The 17473-nt window shown below is 67.3% G+C and carries 15 protein-coding genes; 7 read left to right on the plus strand and 8 right to left on the minus strand.

Annotation, left to right across the window (positions count from 1 at the left end; genetic code table 11):
* From AR540_RS25570 to AR540_RS21750, 4 genes are all read right to left on the minus strand, one after another.
* Window positions 1–727 (minus strand): PAAR domain-containing protein (locus tag AR540_RS25570; protein WP_177339271.1); only part of this gene is annotated, 727 nt, incomplete at its 3' end.
* 98 nt (window positions 728–825) lie between these two features.
* Window positions 826–1440, minus strand: coding sequence for a trimeric intracellular cation channel family protein (locus AR540_RS21740; protein WP_059232168.1), 615 nt, complete (start codon window positions 1438–1440; stop codon window positions 826–828).
* Window positions 1441–1456: 16 nt separating this feature from the next.
* Window positions 1457–2005 (minus strand): oligoribonuclease, encoded by a 549-nt coding sequence (gene orn, locus AR540_RS21745; protein ID WP_059232057.1) that lies wholly within the window; start codon window positions 2003–2005, stop codon window positions 1457–1459.
* 50 nt (window positions 2006–2055) lie between these two features.
* Window positions 2056–2826 carry a class I SAM-dependent methyltransferase gene (locus AR540_RS21750; protein ID WP_059232059.1) on the minus strand — a complete coding sequence of 257 codons (771 nt, stop codon included), beginning with the start codon at window positions 2824–2826 and terminating at the stop codon, window positions 2056–2058.
* Window positions 2827–2920: 94 nt separating this feature from the next.
* Here AR540_RS21750 and rsgA point away from each other — a divergent pair, with 94 nt between their 5' ends.
* Window positions 2921–3943 carry a small ribosomal subunit biogenesis GTPase RsgA gene (gene rsgA / locus AR540_RS21755; protein ID WP_059232061.1) on the plus strand — a complete coding sequence of 341 codons (1023 nt, stop codon included), beginning with the start codon at window positions 2921–2923 and terminating at the stop codon, window positions 3941–3943.
* A 407-nt stretch (window positions 3944–4350) separates the two neighbouring features.
* Here the strand turns inward: rsgA and AR540_RS21760 are convergent, their stop codons facing one another.
* From AR540_RS21760 to motA, 3 genes are all read right to left on the minus strand, one after another.
* Window positions 4351–4950, minus strand: a complete 600-nt coding sequence (locus tag AR540_RS21760; protein WP_059232063.1) for a nitroreductase family protein — start codon at window positions 4948–4950, stop codon at window positions 4351–4353.
* A 164-nt stretch (window positions 4951–5114) separates the two neighbouring features.
* Complete coding sequence (locus tag AR540_RS21765) at window positions 5115–6287, minus strand: flagellar motor protein MotB (protein WP_059232065.1); 1173 nt, start codon at window positions 6285–6287, stop codon at window positions 5115–5117.
* Entirely contained in the window at window positions 6287–7138 is an 852-nt protein-coding gene (motA, locus tag AR540_RS21770) for a flagellar motor stator protein MotA (protein ID WP_059232067.1), read from the minus strand. The genes AR540_RS21765 and motA overlap by 1 nt, the downstream gene beginning before the upstream one ends.
* 117 nt (window positions 7139–7255) lie before the next feature.
* Here motA and AR540_RS21775 point away from each other — a divergent pair, with 117 nt between their 5' ends.
* Genes AR540_RS21775 through AR540_RS21795 form a run of 5 tightly spaced genes read left to right on the plus strand, consistent with a single transcriptional unit; the run spans window position 7256 to window position 14506 of the window.
* A complete protein-coding gene (locus tag AR540_RS21775; protein ID WP_059232069.1) occupies window positions 7256–8773 on the plus strand; it encodes an HDOD domain-containing protein in 1518 nt (505 codons plus the stop codon).
* Window positions 8774–8830: 57 nt separating this feature from the next.
* Complete coding sequence (locus AR540_RS21780; protein WP_059232072.1) at window positions 8831–9640, plus strand: rhodanese-like domain-containing protein; 810 nt, start codon at window positions 8831–8833, stop codon at window positions 9638–9640.
* 16 nt (window positions 9641–9656) lie between these two features.
* Window positions 9657–10565, plus strand: coding sequence for an archaetidylserine decarboxylase (gene asd / locus AR540_RS21785; RefSeq protein WP_059232074.1), 909 nt, complete (start codon window positions 9657–9659; stop codon window positions 10563–10565).
* Between the two features lie 43 nt (window positions 10566–10608).
* Window positions 10609–12396, plus strand: coding sequence for a molecular chaperone (locus tag AR540_RS21790; RefSeq protein WP_236712111.1), 1788 nt, complete (start codon window positions 10609–10611; stop codon window positions 12394–12396).
* Between the two features lie 40 nt (window positions 12397–12436).
* A complete protein-coding gene (locus AR540_RS21795; RefSeq protein ID WP_059232077.1) occupies window positions 12437–14506 on the plus strand; it encodes a GGDEF domain-containing phosphodiesterase in 2070 nt (689 codons plus the stop codon).
* 107 nt (window positions 14507–14613) lie between these two features.
* Here the strand turns inward: AR540_RS21795 and serB are convergent, their stop codons facing one another.
* Window positions 14614–15768: a phosphoserine phosphatase SerB gene (gene serB / locus AR540_RS21800; RefSeq protein WP_059232079.1), complete on the minus strand. Its 1155-nt coding sequence runs from the start codon at window positions 15766–15768 to the stop codon at window positions 14614–14616.
* 188 nt (window positions 15769–15956) lie between these two features.
* Here serB and AR540_RS21805 point away from each other — a divergent pair, with 188 nt between their 5' ends.
* A complete protein-coding gene (locus AR540_RS21805) occupies window positions 15957–17465 on the plus strand; it encodes an AhpA/YtjB family protein (protein ID WP_059232081.1) in 1509 nt (502 codons plus the stop codon).
* Window positions 17466–17473: the final 8 nt, after the last annotated feature.

Consider the following 17473-nt stretch of genomic DNA (forward strand, 5'->3'; position numbering starts at 1 on the left):
CGGCGTTTTCGTCCTGCTCGATGGCGCGCTGGGTATCGTCCCGGTAGAGCCGATACAACCGCGCGATATTCGTCTCCGCATTGGCGTAACTGCTGTCGTCCTTCAGCATGAATTTTTCGCAGTGCAGAGCGATGCTTTCTGCCTGGTCCTGCCGAAAACCCTGAGCTTCCGCTCGGCAGGTTGCACCCGTGGCGGCGTTGAAGAGGTTGTTGCCGGTGCCATCGAAGAACACGCCGACACGTAGGGTGATGCGCTGCTCCACCGGGCGTTCGGGCTGGCTAACTGAGCGGTCCTGACCGACTGGAGCCCCAACTGGGCGACTGGAAGCGCTGCCCGGCCCTGGTCTTTCACGTCCGCGCAGGCCGAGTGGCGCGGTCCGTCCTGGCGCTTGGCGGGCAAACTCCCCGCTCGCGGCACAGGTGCCGTTCGCCAAGCTGCCAGTGCTCAGCCCTCCGCCACCCATGCCGATGATCACCGTCCCCGAACCACCGATCACCACCCCGCCATGGCTGGTGACGCTGCCGAGCACGGCAGCAGGCTGGCCGTTGATCAGGACGTTGGGGATGACGGCCGCACTCAGCTTCGCACCACAGCCACAGGCTTGGCCCAGGGTGGCGGCGGGCAAGCCGTCGAAGAAGACGTTGGCCGAGCCCTGGACCAGGGCCGTGGCCCCGCACTTGGGGCAGGTGACGGCGTCACCCAGGCGCGCAGCAGGTTTTCCGGACATGACCGATTTCCCTATCGGTGATTTCAGGCCCGGAAGATGCCGCAGGAAAGGCTCTAGAACAATAGTTACAGACCGATAACGCGGAAACCGTCACACCGCTACCCGTGTGGATCTTCCGGGTAGGTGAAGGTCGGCATCTGCCAGTTGAATTTCAACGCCAGCAGGCGCAGCAGCAGGCCGGCAGCCAGGGTGATGAGCAGCGCCTGCTCTTCGCCGAGCCAGTGGCGGCAGAGCAGGTAGCAGCCGGCGGACAGCACGGCCACGCTGGCATAGAGTTCGCGCCTCAGGATCAGCGGGACGTCGTTGCAGAGGATGTCGCGCAGGATGCCGCCACAGGTGCCGGTGAGGGTGCCGCTGACGATGACGATGACCGGACTCAGGCCCATCTCCAGGGCCACCTGGCAGCCGATCACGGTGAAGGCCACCAGGCCCAGGGCGTCGAGCAGCAGGAACAGCCGGCGCAGGTAGCGCATGACTCGGGCGATGGCCACGGTGGCGAGGCCCGCGCCAACGGTCAGCGCCAGGTACTCCGGATGCTTGACCCAGCCCAGCGGATAGTGGCCCAGCAGGACGTCGCGCACCGAGCCGCCACCCAGGGCGGTGACGCTGGCGATCAGCGCCACGCCGAACAGGTCCATGCCGCGGCGACCCGCGGACAGCGCACCGGTCATGGCCTCGGCGGTGATGGCAACCAGGTAGAGGATGGACAGCAGCACGGGGGTGCGGCCGTCAGACCTTGATGAAGTGCTCGCGGTAGTGGCGCAGCTCGGCGATGGAATCGCGGATGTCGTCCAGCGCCAGGTGGCTGCCGCTCTTCTTCACGCCATCGCGGACGTGGGGGGCCCAGCGCGCGGCCAGCTCCTTGAGGGTGGAGACGTCCAGGTTACGGTAGTGGAAGTAGGCTTCCAGCTCCGGCATGCGGCGATGGAGGAAGCGGCGATCCTGGCAAATGCTGTTGCCGCAGATCGGCGACTTGCCCTTGGGCACCCATTGACGCAGGAACTCCAGGGTCAGGGCCTCGGCCTGGGCGGTGTCGACGGTGCTCTCGCGGACCCGCTGGGTCAGCCCCGAGCCGCCGTGCTGGCGGGTATTCCACTCGTCCATGCCGGCCAGCACCTCATCCGACTGGTGGATGGCCAGTACCGGGCCCTCGGCCAGCACGTTGAGATCGCTGTCGGTGACGATGGTGGCCATCTCGATGATCACGTCCCGATCCGGATCCAGGCCGGTCATTTCCAGGTCGATCCAGATCAGGTGCTGCGGATTGGGGGTGGTCATGGCGAACTCCTTGATGAGGGCGCCAGTGTAGCAGCGCGCCTGTCGCCTACCTACCGGCGCCATAGCAGCAGGCGGCTACCGCGCAGGTCACCCACTTCAAGGACGGCATCGGCCGGCTGACCGGGGATCTCGAAGGTGTTGCTGACCAGCCAGCTGCCGGGGCGCAGCTCCTGGCGGGCTTTCTCGCCCAGGCGTGGCATGGGCGCCGGCGAGAGAAAGCAGTAGACGACGTCGAACTCGCCCAGCTGCACCCGCCAGAGATCGCGATAGCGCACCTGGCAATTGCGCCGCGGCAGGCAGCGCAGCCAGGCCAGGGCGAAACTCAGCGGCGCCGTCTCCACCCCGACGAAGGTGGCCTGGGGAAAGCGCCGGGACAGATCGACCAGGGTATCGCCCAGGCCGCAGCCGAGGTCGACGAAGCGAAAGGTCGGCTCGCGCTCGGCGAGCAATTCGGCCAGCCGCTCGCGGGTCTGGCGCCCGGTCAGATAGAGCGGTACCCGCTCGCGCAGGCTGTTCCAGTTCAGCAGCAGGAGCAACAGAAAACCGAGCGCGGCGATGCCCGCCGACAGGCCGCGACCGCTGACCAGATAGAGCGCGGGGGCGAACAGCAGGTTGATGAACACCCACCAGCGCGCCAAGCCGAGCAGCTCCCCCAGCAGGGCCGCCAGCACTGCCTGCAGGCAGACCAGCGCCAGCAACGAAGGCCGCTGACCGGCGAAGCTGGCCCAGATTCTCAGGCCGACGATGGCGACCACCAGGGCGGCCAGTTGCACCAGCACGGCCAGCAACAGGGGATAGCGCGAGGCGAGATGGGCCAGCATGGGCGCTCCAGAGCGACGAGGTGCGCCAAGTTTAGGTAATCCGCGAGAGGCGGCCAATGCTAGACTCCTCGCCCCTGACACCCGCGGACTTCCCATGGCCAAACGCCACCTGACCCGTCGCCAGAGCTGGCGGATCGAAAAAATCCAGACCGAACGCGCCGCTCGCGCGGAGAAACGCGAATCCAAGCTGGTCGACGAACTCGAGGGTGGCGATCTGGGCCCGGAACAACAGGGCCAGGTGATCGCCCACTTTGGCGTTCAGGTGGAGGTCGAGGATGGCGAGGGCCGCTTGCAGCGCTGCCATCTGCGCGCCAACCTGCCGACCCTGGTCACCGGCGACCAGGTGGTGTTCCGCGCCGGCATCCAGGGCAATGGCGTCATCGTGGCCCAGTTACCGCGCCGCTCGGAGATCTGCCGGCCGGACATGCGCGGCCAGCTCAAGCCGGTGGCGGCCAACGTCGACCGCCTGGTGATCGTCTTCGCCCCGCTGCCCACACCCCACGCCAATCTCATCGACCGCTACCTGGTGGCGGCCGAGCACGCCGGCATCCAGCCGCTGCTGCTGCTGAACAAGGCCGACCTGATCGACGAGCACAATGGCCCCGCCCTGGATGAGCTGCTGGGCATCTACCGTGAACTGGACTACCCCCTGCTGGAGGTCTCGGCCCACAACGGCCTGAGCATGGATCAGCTCAAGAGCGCGCTGGACGAGCACGTCAGTGTCTTCGTCGGTCAATCCGGCGTGGGCAAGTCGTCGCTGGTGAACGCCCTGCTGCCCGGCGTCGATACCCGGGTCGGTCCGCTGTCGGAGCTGACCAACAAGGGCACCCACACCACCACCACCGCCCGGCTCTTTCACTTTCCCGACGGCGGCGATCTGATCGACTCGCCCGGCATCCGCGAATTCGGCCTGAGCCACGTCAGCCGTGACGACGTGGAAGCCGGTTTCAAGGAATTCGGTGACTTCATCGGTCGCTGCCGCTTCCGCGACTGCCAGCACGAGCGCGAACCCGGTTGCGCCTTGCTCGCCGCCCTGGAGCGGGGCGACATCCATCCGCAGCGGATGGCCAGCTACCGGCATATCCTGGCTAGCCTCGAAGGCGAATCGCGCTACTAGCTTGCGCTTGTTGCTCAGCCTTGTAGACAGGCCAAAAAAAACGCCGCGCTCTTTACACAGGAACGCGGCGTTTTTTCTTAACTGATCGGCATTGGGCCCATGCCGGACTATTGCATGGACCTCTACCGCTCCTGCTTTATCGCAGCCATGGCGGTCCGCCAATGCGGCCGCTCCGACAGGTACATCGTGCCTTTTTAGGAGCAACTGTCTGCGCGCATTATCGCGGCCATGGCGGTCCGCCGATGCGGCCGCTCCTACAGAGGCACCACACCCTGTAGGAGCGGCCCATGGCCGCGATAGCAGGCCTAAAGCCAGATCCAAGCTTCGTCCCAGCCACCAAGGCCTTCCCGAAACGCTAGGCGAAGGCTAACTGATCGGCATTAGGGACAAGCCTGGCCTCTTTATGATCAACCGAAGACGCGGAAGCGCTCGGCGTCATCCATGAAGGTCTTCTCCGGGAAGTCGCCCTCGTTGGAGCCGAAGGGCATCTGGGCGCGCAGGTGCCAGGTCTCCGGCAATTTCCACTCGGCGGCGGCCAGGGCATCGGGCAGCGGATTGTAGTGCTGCAGACTGGCGCCGATGCCGGCATTGGCCAGCGCCGTCCATACCGAGAACTGAGCGATGCCGCTGGCCTGTTCCGACCAGATGGGGAAGTTGTCGGCGTAGCTGGGGAATTTATCCTGCAGGGCCGAGATGACCTGGCGATCCTCGTAGAACAGCACGGTACCGGCGCCGGCGGCGAAGCTGTTGATCTTGCCCTCGGTGGGCGCGAAGGACTCGGCCGGCACGATCTGTCGCAGGGCCTGCATGACGAAGCCCCAGAACTTCTCGCTCTCGGCGCCGAACAGGATCACCGCGCGCGAGCTCTGGGAGTTGAAGGAGGACGGCGACAGCTTGACCGCCTCCTGGATCAGCGCGGTGACCTGATCCTGCGCCAGCGGCAGGTTCTTGCCCAGCGCGTACTGGCTACGGCGGCGCTTGATGGTGTCGATAAAGGCGTTGCTCATCGGGAGGCTCCTGCTGAGGGAATCGGAGATCGAGAGACCTCGTGCCAGGGCGCAAGGTGCCCGATCCATCATGAATCCTCTGCAGCATAGCGAGCCCTCTACCCGCCAACGGACGAAAAAACCGAACGCTGGCAGCGAATTTTCCTATCGATCAGCGCGATCGCTCAGGGCTTGCTCTGGATGACACCCGCATCGAAGGCATTAATCTGCTGCTTGAAAGCGGCGTTGTTGATGGGCTGCGCCAGATTGCCGGTGGCGGATACGCCCCCGCTGGAGACCCCGCTGCGATTGGCACCGGGCGCATCCTGAGCCGGCGCCGCGGAAGGACCCTTGTTACCGTTGCGCCCCTCGATGGCCTGCTGGGCCTTCTTGGTCAGCACGATGATGTCGATGCGGCGGTTGACCGGGTTGAGCGGGTGCTCTCGGTCGAAGGGTGCCGAAGCCGCATAACCGACGATCCGGGCCACCTGCTCGTCCGGATAGCCACCGGCCTCCAGGGCGCGCCGCGCCGAGTTGGCCCGGCCGGCGGACAGCTCCCAGTTGCTGAAATCGCCCTTGCCGACGTAGCGCGCCGCATCGGTATGGCCACTGATGCTGATCTTGTTCGGCACCTGGCGAATGGTGTCGGCCATGGCCAGCAGGATGTCCTCGAAATAGGGCTTCAGCCGCGGACTGCCCGAATCGAACATCGACCGATTGTCGGCATCGACGATCTGGATGCGCAGGCCGTCCTGGGTGATCTCCATCAGGATCTGATCCTTGAACTTCTGCAGCTCCGGATTCTCGTTGATCTTGTTCTGCAACTCCTGCAGCAACAGCTCCAGGCGCTGCTTCTCGACCTGCTCGGCGATCTTCTCCGCCTGGCTGGCATCCATCTTCTGGGCCTGCTGGCTCTGCTCCTGGTTCTGATCCTTCTGCGCCGCCGCATTCGGCTGGCGATCCGGCGAGGTGTCCGGGGACTGGGTCGGATCGGGCTGCACCCGGTTGGAGTCATTGGGGTCGGCGCGCTCCTCCATGTCCGGATTGACCTTGTTCTGGGTCGAATCCGGCTGGGCCTGGATCTCCGGATTCAAGGTCCGGTCAGGCGCGGGCGTCGGGGTGCCGCCCAGGTCGATGACATAGGGGCTGGCGCTTTCGGTGAAGCCGATCGGGTCCTGGAAGTAGCCGGCGATGGCCTTCTTCTGCTCCGGCGTGGCCGAAGACATCAGCCAGAGCACCAGGAAGAACGCCATCATGGCGGTGGCGAAGTCGGCGAAGGCGATCTTCCAGGCGCCGCCGTGGTGACCGGCGGCGCTCTTCTTGACGCGCTTGACGATGATCGGCTGATTGTTGTCCATCAGCTGCCCCGCATCGCCTGCTCGAGTTCACTGAAGGACGGCCGGTGCGCGGGGAACAGCACCTTGCGGCCGAATTCCACGGCGACGGTGGGCGGCATGCCGCTGGCGGCGGCCACCAGGCAGGCCTTGATGGCTTCCAGCACGTTGAGCTCTTCCTTGGCGTCGTGCTCCAGGCAGGTCGCCAGCGGACCGAAGAAGCCGTAGGCGGCGAGAATGCCGAGGAAGGTACCGACCAGCGCCGCGCCCACGTGGCCGCCGATGGCCGCCTGGTCGCCCTCGCCGAGCATGCCCATGGTGATCACGATCCCCAGTACCGCGGCGACGATACCGAAGCCGGGCAGGCCGTCGGCGACCCGCGATACCGCATGGGACGGGTGCTCCAGTTCTTCCTTGATGCCGGCCAGCTCCATGTCGAACAGGCCTTCCAGCTCGTGGGGCGCCATGTTGCCGGAGGACATCAGCCGCAGGTAGTCGGCAATGTAGGCCGTCATCCGCTCATCCTTGAGGATGTTCGGGTATTTGCTGAAGATCGGGCTGGCCTTGGGATCCTCGACGTCGGCTTCGATGGACATCATGCCCTCGCGCCGGCTCTTGTTGAGGATCTCGTAGAGCAGCTTCAGCACGTCCAGGTAGAAGGCGTGGGTGAAGCGGTTGCCGAACATCTTCAGCGACTTCTTGAACACCTGCATGAAGGTGCTGCCCGGGTTGGCCTGCAGGAAGGCTCCCAGGGCGGCACCGCCGATGATCAGCACCTCGAGCGGCTGGATGATCGCGGCGATCTTGCCGTGCGCGAGGATGTAGCCGCCGAGGACCGACGCGAATATCACGATGATGCCGATGATTTTTGCCATGGTTGGGAATACTGTGTGCTAAGGAAAGTTGAGCCGGGGAATAACCCTCACGCCCCCTTTATCGGACCCGGCGTCCCGGACTGAAGGCCTTTCATCAAATTTCAAGGCGACCGTCGTATGTCCAGCCGCCCGAACACTGTCGAAGACTGGGTCAAACACCTGGAAGGCGTGCGCCTGCCAGTGGCCACCTCCACCGCAGAGCGTCTACGCCGTACCCTGGCCGATGGCCGGCTGGCGCTGCATGAGATAGCCGAACGACTCTGCGAGTCACCTCCCCTGGCGCTGGCCCTGCTGCGCGAGGCCAATCGTGGCCATGCCAGCCTGGGCGATCCGGCCGCCAGCCTCGAGGCCGTGCTCGGCCGCGTCGGCCTCGGCCCGGCGGAGTATTTGGTGGCCCATCAGGCCAGCCTGGTCGAGGAGCGCCTGCCGCAACCACTGCGGCAGCTGTGCCTGGTCAGCCAGCACGCCATGACCCTGGGTCTCGGCCTGTTCGGCGTGCCCCTGGCGCGCCTCTGGCCGGACATCCGCCTGGCCGCCCTGCTGTTCCTGGCCCCGCTCTGGCCGCTGGTCACCCGCTATCCGGAGCTGTTCGAGGAATGGGAGCGCCGGGTGCTGGGCGAAGGCGAGCCGGCGCTCAAGGTCGAACTCGACCTGCTGGGCGTTCCCGCCGTGCGCCTGTGCCAGGCACTGGCCCGCCACTGGCAACTGCCGGACTGGATCGTCGAGGGCTATCGCCTGCTCGACCAGGATCGCCGCCAGTTGGTCAAGGCCCTGCACATCGCCCATGCCGAGGATCCGCTGGAACAGCAGCACCGCCTCGACGAGGACCCGGAGCTGCGGCGCTGGCTGACCCACCCGGGCAACACCATCCTGCTGGCCAACGGCCTGGCCCTGGCCAGCCACCATGCCTGGAACGACCCTCACACCCTGCGCTGGCAGCGCCTCAGCGCGCTCTACCTGCAGCTGCCGCTGGCACGCGTGCAGAGCCGCAGTCACGAACTCGCGGTCCAGGATGCCCAGCGGCATGCCCGCCCCGGCCTCTGGCACCCCGCCGAAGGCCTGCTCTGGCCACCCGGCGAGCGCCGCCTCAAGCCGATCCCCAAGGTCCAGGTCGCCGCCGAAAGCCAGGCACAGCGCTGGCGCGGCCTGTGCGAGCAACTGCTGCACACGCCCAGTGCCTTCGCCACCCTGCCCCAGCTGTTCGACTGTGCGCGTCAGGCCCTGGTGGCTTGCGGCCTGCCACGCCTGCTGCTGCTCACCCCCGACCGCACGGGCAGCAAGGGCAACGTGCAACTGCACCACGGCCTGGACGAGGCGCCTGGCCTGCAACTGGATATTGCCGGCCAGCCGCTGCTGGCCAAGCTGTTCGGCAGCCCGGGACAACTGCGCATCGATGCGGCCAATCGCACGCGCTTCGCCCCTCACCTGCCCGCCGACCTGCGCCGGCTGTTCACCAGCGAACGCCTCTGGCTGCGCAGCCTGGGCTTCGGCGAGCGGGTGGTGCTGCTGGCGGTGCTGGATACCGAACTGGAGCCGGCGGACCCCCGCCGGACGGCGGCGCTGGACAAGACCTTCACCTGCATCGAGCGCGCCATCGCCACCTTCGGTAGTCGTCCTAGAGCGCGGCCGACCTGACGCTGTGCGGCCAACCTCGGTACACTTGACTCTCTTCGGACTGACGGGAAATCCGCGATGCCCTTTTCCGCCCTGCCCCTGGTGATCGAACCGGCCGACCTCGCGGCGCGCCTGGATGCGCCCGAACTCATTCTGGTCGACCTCTGCAGCGCCGCCCATTACGCCGAGGGGCACCTGCCCGGTGCGCGCCACGTCGCGCCCGCCCGCACCCAGTTGGGAACCAGGCCGGCTCCCGGTCTGCTGCCGGCACAGGCGGACCTGGAGCAACTGTTCGGCGAACTGGGCCAGCGCGACGAGGCCGTCTACGTGGTCTATGACGACGAGGGCGGCGGCTGGGCCGGGCGCTTCATCTGGCTGCTCGACGTCATCGGCCATGCGAACTACCACTACCTCAACGGCGGCCGCCAGGGCTGGATCGCTGCCGGCCTGCCGCTGGAGACCGCCGTTCCCACTCCTGCCGGCGGACCGGTACCCCTGACGCTGCACGAGGAACCCACCGCCACTCGCGCCTACCTGCAGAGCCGGCTGGGCGCCGAGGACCTGGCCATCTGGGACGCCCGCGGCGCCGACGAGTACCGGGGCGAGAAGGTGCTGGCCGCCCGCGGCGGCCACATTCCCGGGGCGATCAACTTCGAATGGACGGCGGGCATGGATCGCGAACGCCAGTTGCGCATCCGCGAGGACCTGGCCGCCGAACTCGAGCGCCTGGGCATCACCCGTGACAAGGAAATCGTCACCCACTGTCAGACCCACCACCGATCCGGCTTCACCTACCTCGCGGCCAAGGCCCTGGGCTACCCGCGCGTGAAGGCCTATGCCGGCTCCTGGGGCGAATGGGGCAACCATCCCGACACGCCCATCGAATGATCGCCAAGGACAACCCATGAAACTGCAAGACCGTCTGTTCATCCTGGCCCAGCACCTGCTGCCCCACCACCTGCTGTCGCGGGTGATCGGCGGCTTCGCCGAGTGCCGCGCGCCCTGGTTCAAGAACCGCCTGATCCGCTGGTTCGTGCGCCACTACGACGTGGACATGCGCCAGGCCCTGGTGGAAGAACCCACGGCCTACGAGAACTTCAATGCCTTCTTCACCCGCGCCCTGAAGGCCGATGCCCGGCCGCTGCCGGCCACGCCGGAGGTGGTGGTCAGCCCCAGCGATGGCGCCATCAGCCAGCTCGGCCGCATCGAGCATGGCCGCATCTTCCAGGCCAAGGGCCACAGCTACAGCCTGCTGGAACTGCTCGGCGGCGACGGTCTGCGCGCCGCGCCCTTCATGGGCGGCAGCTTCGCCACCATCTACCTGTCGCCCAAGGACTACCACCGGGTGCACATGCCGCTGACCGGCACCCTCCGGGAAATGGTCTATGTTCCCGGGCGCATCTTCTCGGTCAACCAGCTCACCGCCGAGAACGTGCCCGAGCTGTTCGCCCGCAACGAGCGGGTGGTCTGCATCTTCGATACCGCGGTGGGCCCCATGGCGGTCATCCTGGTGGGTGCCATGATCGTCGCCAGCATCGAGACGGTGTGGGCCGGCCTGGTCACGCCGCCCAGGCGTGAACTCAAGCGTTTCGCCTACGACGAGGCGGCGCGGGCACCCATCACCCTACGCACCGGCGACGAGCTGGGCCGCTTCAAGCTGGGCTCTACCGCCATCGTCCTGTTCGGACCCGAGGCGGTGAACTGGTCAGCTGAACTCGGCGCGCTGTCCACCGTCAACATGGGGCAACTGCTCGGCGTTCCCGCCGTGCCCACCCCATCGACCACCGTTTCCGAGCCTGGGCCTCTCGTCTAGATGCGCGGTTCATTGCCCATCGAAAGAGGAGTACGAGCGGCGAATGGATAGCAAAAGGCCACAGCTCATGTTGCGGGTACCGGCGCCCGACCAGCGCAGCCTGACGTTCTGTGACGCTACGCCGGCCGGCCTCAAGCGTTGGCTGGACCAATTGCCCCGGGCCAAGCTGGGCGAATTCGCGCGGCTGCTCTACCAGGGCCTGCACGAGATCAACCGCCTGATGCTCACGGCGGAGGCGCGGCTGCGCCTGCTGGAAGCCTTGCGCCCGGACGTGCAGCGGGTTTGCCAACTGCTCGAACGCCACGTGCTCAACCAGGCCATCGTGCTCGACGAGCGCTCGCGCAAGGTCGCCAACCTCTGCCAGGCGCTGCAGAACCTGCTGGCCGCCGGCTACAAGCTGATCGTGGTCGAGGAAAGCGAGCGCGGCGAACGCGGCACCCTGCTGGCCACCGCCATCCAGCGCGCCCTGCGCGCCCTGCTCGGCCCGCTGATCCGCGCCGCCCAGCTCTATACGCCAGTCCACGACAACCTCTGGCTGGAGCTGCACCAGCTCTACCGCCTGGCGGTGACCACCGGCGTGCACAACCAGAAGGTCCGCGACGAGCTGCTGCCAGGCGATGGCAGCCAGACCATCACCCAGGCCTATTGCGCCGCCCTGCTGTTCGGCGCGGCGCGCTGCAACCAGCTGCGCCAGAGCCACATCGCCCAGCTCACCCTGCATCTGGACGACTGGGCCAACCTGGTCCGCCTGCAAGGTCCCGAGCAAAATGGCACCCTGATGGTGGTGGCGCCGCAGATCGACGCCCCGCCGCGCTATCGCTCGCTGCTGCGCGAAACCAACCTCAGCGGCCTGCTGGGCCTTGCCCCGCAGCAACTGGTCCAGGCCATCGAGGACTATCTCGCCCTGGCCCCCGAACAGCGCCCCCGCGCCCGCCTGCCGGTGCATGGCGACCTGTCCCTCGATCTGCTGCAGCATCTGGTCGGAGCCTGGGGCCAGGAAGCCGATCGTGCCTTCCAGCGCATGCCCGGACAGGGCCAGGTACTGGTCTGCATCGGCATGAGCGCCCTGCACTACCAGCTCTCCGGCGGCCAGACCTTCACCGATACCCTGCGCCAATCCGCGCCGCAGGCTCCCGAGGCCTTCGCCCCGAAACCCAAGGAAGACGTCTGGTCGCTGGCCTTCGACGCCGACGTCCGGACCTCCGACGCCCTCGACTGGAACGCCGGGGCCATGGAAGAAATCCATTACGACGTCCTGCCCGGCGACAGCGAGGCGGCCAGTCCCGCCTTTCCGATCCATTCCGTGCAGGTGGTCAACCACAGTCCGGGCGGCTACTGCCTGAGCTGGGGTGGCGAGGTGCCCGAGCAACTGCAGGCCGGTGAACTGCTTGGCGTGAAGCTGCCCGAGGATCACAACTGGGGCCCGGGGGTGGTGCGCTGGGTACGCCAGGTCCCCGGCAGCGGCACCCAGATGGGCGTCGAGCTACTGGCTCCCACCGCCCGTCCCTGCGGCCTGCAACTGCTGCGCAAGGCCGAGCAGAACAGCCAGTACCTGCGCGCCCTGCTGCTGCCCGAGATCAAGGCCATCGACCAGGCACCGACCCTGATCGCGCCGCGCCTGCCGTTCCAGGAGGGCAGCAAGGTACAGATCAACCAGCAGGGCGACGAACAGCGCGGCATGCTCGACCGGCGCCGCAGCATGACCGTCAGCTTCAGCGTCTTCGAATATCATCTGCTGGAACAGAGCGCGCCGAAGTCCTCTGGAGTGCCGTCCGGCGGACCTGGGGTCCGTCAGGAAGAAGACTTTGACTCCCTGTGGAAGTCTCTGTAGTTTCAGAGAATTATCGTTATCGCCAAGGTGCGAGTAGACCATGGCTTCCGAACACAGTGCGATCCGCCTGTTGCTGCTCGAAGCATCGCAGAACGAGGCGGAACGCCTGGTAAGCCTGTTTCGTAACGCCGGCCGAGCCGCCCGCGCCCATCGCCTCGCCGACCCGGCCGGGCTCGAGGAACTCCTGGCCCAGTCCTGGGACCTCGTCATCCTCGCGGCGCCCTCCGAAGAACTCGATCCCGCCGTGGCGCTCACCCTGTTGCGCCAGCGCGCGCCGCGCCTCGCCGTCATCCAGCGCGTCCACCCGGACGATCCCGATGCCGTGGTCAGCGCCCTGCGCCAGGGCGCCCGCGATGCCATCGTCACCGACAACGACGAACACCTGCTACTGGCCAGCCTGCGCGAACTGGGCAACCTGGCCGACCGGCAGGAGCGCAGCCGCCTGGAACAGGCCCTGGCCGAAGCCGAACAACGCTGCCAGCTGCTGCTGGCCAATGCCGTGGACGCGGTCGCCTACGTCCACGATGGCCTGCACATCCACGTCAACTCGGCCTATGTGGAGCTGCTGGGCTATCCGAGCGCGGACGACCTGGAAATCACCCCGCTGATGGATCTCATCGCGCCGGCCGACCAGCCGGCGTTGCGCGAAGCCTTTCGCCAGCTGCGCGACGACCCCAGCGCCAGCGAGCTGGATTGCCAGTGCGTCCGCCACGACGGCAGCCTGATCGACATCCACCTGCGACTGACGCCGGCGATCTATCTCGACGAACCCTGCGTGCAGTTGCACCTGCGCGAAGAACGCGCGGTGCCCGAATCCCTCGAGGAGCAGCTGCGCGAGGTCCGCTCCCAGGACGTCCTGACCGGCCTGATCAACCGCGGGCGCATGCTCGACCTGCTGGAAGACGCCCTGGAACGTGCCCGGCTCGGCGCGCCGGCCAGCTTCGCCTACCTCACCATCGACCGCTATCCGGCACTGCTGGCGGAGCTGGGCATCGGCGCCATGGACGAGTTGCTGGTGGCGCTGGCCGATCGCCTGCGCGAGCATTTCGGTACCCTGGCGACCCTGGCCCGGTTCGCCGACGATGCCTTCACCGCCCTGCTGCCCCAGGCGGCCGACGCCAGCCTGGATACGGCCTTCGAGCGTCTGCTCGGCCGCCAGGAACGCCAGCCGCTGACCATCGCCGGCCGGGCCCTGGCCATCAGCTACTCCATCGGCGTGGTCGGCCTGGACACCCACGTCAAGAGCGCCGGCGACCTGGTCGACCGGGCCCACCGCTCCGCGCGCCAGATCGCCCAGCGCGGCGGCAACGCCTGCAAACGCTACGACCCCGCGGAAGAGCTGGCGGCCGCCGCCAATCGCGGCAATCTGGTGGCCATGGTCAAGCAGGCGCTGCAGCAGAATGGCTTCCGCCTGCTGTTCCAGCCGGTGATCGGCCTGCGCGGCGGCAGCCACGAGTACTGCGAAGCCCTGCTGCGACTGATCAATCCGCAGGGCGAGGAGGTCTCGCCGACCGAATTCGCCCGCACCGCACGAGACAGCGGCCTGAGCGGGCAGATCGACCGCTGGGTGATCCACCAGGCGGTCCGCCAGTTGGGCGAGCATCGGGCACGCGGGCATGGCACGCGGATCTTCGTGCATCTGTCGGGTGCGACCCTGGACGACCTCGAATTGCTGCCCTGGCTGGCCAAGACCCTGCAAAACCAGAACCTCGCTGCCGAGGCGGTGATCTTCCAGCTGACCGAAGACGACCTGCTGGCCAATCCGGCGCAGGGGCTGGCGATGGTCCAGCGCCTGCGCCGCCAGGGTCACCAGGTCGCCATCAGCGGCTTCGCCGGCAGCGACCAGCCACTGGCCGCGCTACGCCTGTTGGTGCCGGACTACGCCAAGCTCTCCAGCTCGCTGATCCGCGACCTGGGCCAGCCGGAACACCAGGAGCGACTCAAGGCCATGGTCGCCGAGCTCAGCGCGCAGAACGTCCTGACCATCGCCCCCTTCGTCGAGAGCGCCAGCGTGCTGGCGCAGCTCTGGCAGGTCGGGGTGCACTTCATCCAGGGCTACTACCTGCAGGAGCCCAGCCAGGCGATGGACTACGAGTTCCAGGCCGAGTAATGGCCGTACCGAGACACCTTCGTTATCGCGGCCATGGGCCGCTCCTACAAGCTCAGGCACAGCCGTAGGAGCGGCCCATGGCCGCGATCCGGCGTTTCAACCGCGAGTCAGCCCAGGGTATGGCGATCTTCCACGCCCAGCAGATAGAGCACCCCGTCCAGCCCCAGCACGCTCACCGACTGGCGGGCGGACTGGCGCACCAGGGGCTTGGCCCGGAAGGCCACGCCCAGTCCGGCCAGGGCCAGCATCGGCAGATCGTTGGCGCCATCGCCCACGGCGATGGTCTGCTCCAGCGCCAGGCCCTCGCGGCTGGCCAGCTCGCGCAGCAGATCGGCCTTGCGCTGGGCATCGACGATGGGTTCCATCGCTCGCCCCGTCACCTTGCCGTCGACGATCTCCAGCTCGTTGGCGTAGACGTAGTCGATACCCAGCCGCGCCTGCACCTGGCGAGCGAAATAGGTGAAGCCGCCGGAGAGGATGGCAGTCTTGTAGCCCAGGCGCTTCAACTCGGTGAACAGCCGCTCGGCGCCCTCGGTCAGACGCAATCGCGCACCGATATCTTCCAGGACATCCTCGGACAGGCCCTGCAGCAAGGCCATCCGCTCGGTGAAACTGGCGCGGAAGTCGATCTCGCCGCGCATGGCGCGCTCGGTGATGGCGGCCACTCGTTCGCCGATGCCGGCGGCCTTGGCCAGTTCGTCGATGACCTCGGCCTGGATCAGGGTGCTGTCCATGTCGAACACCGCCAGGCGGCGATGCTGCCGCTGCAGCTCGTCCGGCTGCCAGCCGATGTCGGCCTGGCCTTCCTGCGCCAGCTCCAGCAACGCGGCGCGCCAGGCCTGGGCGTCATGCGGCTCGCCCGTGACACTCAGTTCCAGCGCGGCGCGTTCGGTCGAACTCGGCTCGCTCAGGGCACGGATGGCCTGGATACCCAGGCCCTGCGCACGGCAGAGTGCGCTCAATCGGGTCAGCGGCAGAGTGGCGAGGGTACGCCCCATCAAGGTCAGCACGTGCCGCCCCCCGGTGTCCGGTGCGGGTTGCGCCAGGGGCGCCACCTGCAAACCCAGCGCCTGCAGGGCCTGGACCAGTGCGGTGCCAGCGGCGGCGGGGCTGATCAGCAAGGTCACGGCGGCGCCGTCGCCCAGGCCCTGTTGCTGCAACGACTCCAGCCGGGCCCCGGCCGCGGCCAGGGCGCCGGTGAGGGCAGCCAGCCAGTCAGCGGGCAGCGTGCCCACGGCCTGAAGTCCGATAACGTCTTGCATGGCGATCCCCTCGACGAAAAGCGCGCAGTCTACCCTTTCGCCCGGGCGGTGCCGAGCCGGGTACGCCGGCCGGCGGAGAGAGTCCACCGCTGGCCTTATTTGCGGGCAAGGACCCGCATTCGCCGTTTTCGCCCCCCGACCCGCTGGTTATACTGGCCGCACACTTTTTGTCCAAAGAAACGATTTCTGTGACCCGCCCCGCGACCGTCAAGCCCGATAATTTCTTCCTGCTGATCTACCGAGCCCTGCGCCAGCGTCGTGTGCCGGTGGCCTTGCGTATCGTTTCCCACAGTCTGCTGCTGGTGGCTGCCGCCCTGGTGATCTATGCCGGCATCATGAGCATGCAGTTCCGCCATGCCATGCAGCAGCAGGCCGACGCCGTCGGCCAGAGCCTGGTGACCCAGACCGCCAACTCCGCCGCCGAACTGCTGGTGGCCAACGACAACCTAAGCCTCAATGTGCTGCTGGGCAACCTGGCGCGCAATCCGCTGGTGGCCCATGCCGCGGTCTATAGCCCCGACAACCGGGTGCTGGCCGAATCCGGCACCCGTCCGAGCCAGGGCCTGCTGACCGCCACCGATGGCATCTACAGCACGCCGATCCGCTTCCAGGACGTCACCGCCGGCCAGGTCCGCCTGGCGCTGGACATGAACCAGTTCCAGCAGCCGATGATGATCAGCCTGCAGAACATGGGCCTGCTCGGCCTGATCCTGCTGGCCCTGACGTTGATCCTCAGCCTGCGCCTGGGGCGCCAGCTGTCGATCCCGCTGCTGGAGTTGCGCGTCTGGCTGCGCGACCCGGACGATCCGGCACCGGGCGCCGGGCGTCTCGACGAACTGGGCGACCTGGCCCGCCAGCTGCAGAGCCGGCTGGTACCGCCCAAGCCGCCCAAGGCGGAAGCGGCCGCGGATGACGATCCCTTCGCCGATGAGCAGGGCGGCCTGAGCGTGAAGCCGCCACCGGCGCGCAAGGCCCCCGCTGCCAAGCCCGCCGCCCGCAAGCCGGCAGCACCGGCGCAGCCGGAGAGCGACGAGCTGGACGCCGACGCCTTCGCCGACCTGGTACCGGATTCCTTCACCGAGCCGCCGGCCACCCCGGCGCCAGCGCCGGCGCTGCCCACCGAACCCGACATCGTCACCTCGGCGGTCCTGGCCATCCAGCTCGGCGCCCAGGACCAGCTCAGCCGGTTGCCGCGGAGCCGGCTGGAAGAACTGCTCGGTCGCTACCGTGATTGCCTGCAACAAGCCACCGAACTCTATGCCGGCGAATTGCACACCCTCAAGGACGGCGGCAGCCTGATCCTCTTCCACGAGCGCAGTGATGACGACGACTACCTGACCCGCGCCCTCTGCTGCGGCGAGATCATGCGTGCCCTGGGTCACGCCTTGCAGGTGGAAGTGATAGGGAGCGGTGCAACCCTGCAGCTGCAACTCGGTCTGACCCAGGGTGAACGTCTCGCCGGCCTGGAACTCGCCCAATTGCTGGACAACACCACCGTACGCAACGCCCAGACCCTGAGCCGCCACAGTCGCAATCTGCTGCTGGTCGAACAGAGCATCGCCGAGGACGAACTGCTGCGAAAACGCGCCCGCATCCGCACCATCGCGAGTCCCGCGGGTGCCAGTTGCGTGGAACGCCTCCTGGAACCCTACTCCGCGACGCTGGAGCGTCATCTGGTCCGGCTCGAGGCGCGTTGAGGCGCCCA

It is taken from the genome of Pseudomonas sp. EpS/L25, assembly GCF_001512295.1.
In the GTDB taxonomy this organism is placed as follows: Bacteria; Pseudomonadota; Gammaproteobacteria; order Pseudomonadales; family Pseudomonadaceae; genus Chryseomonas.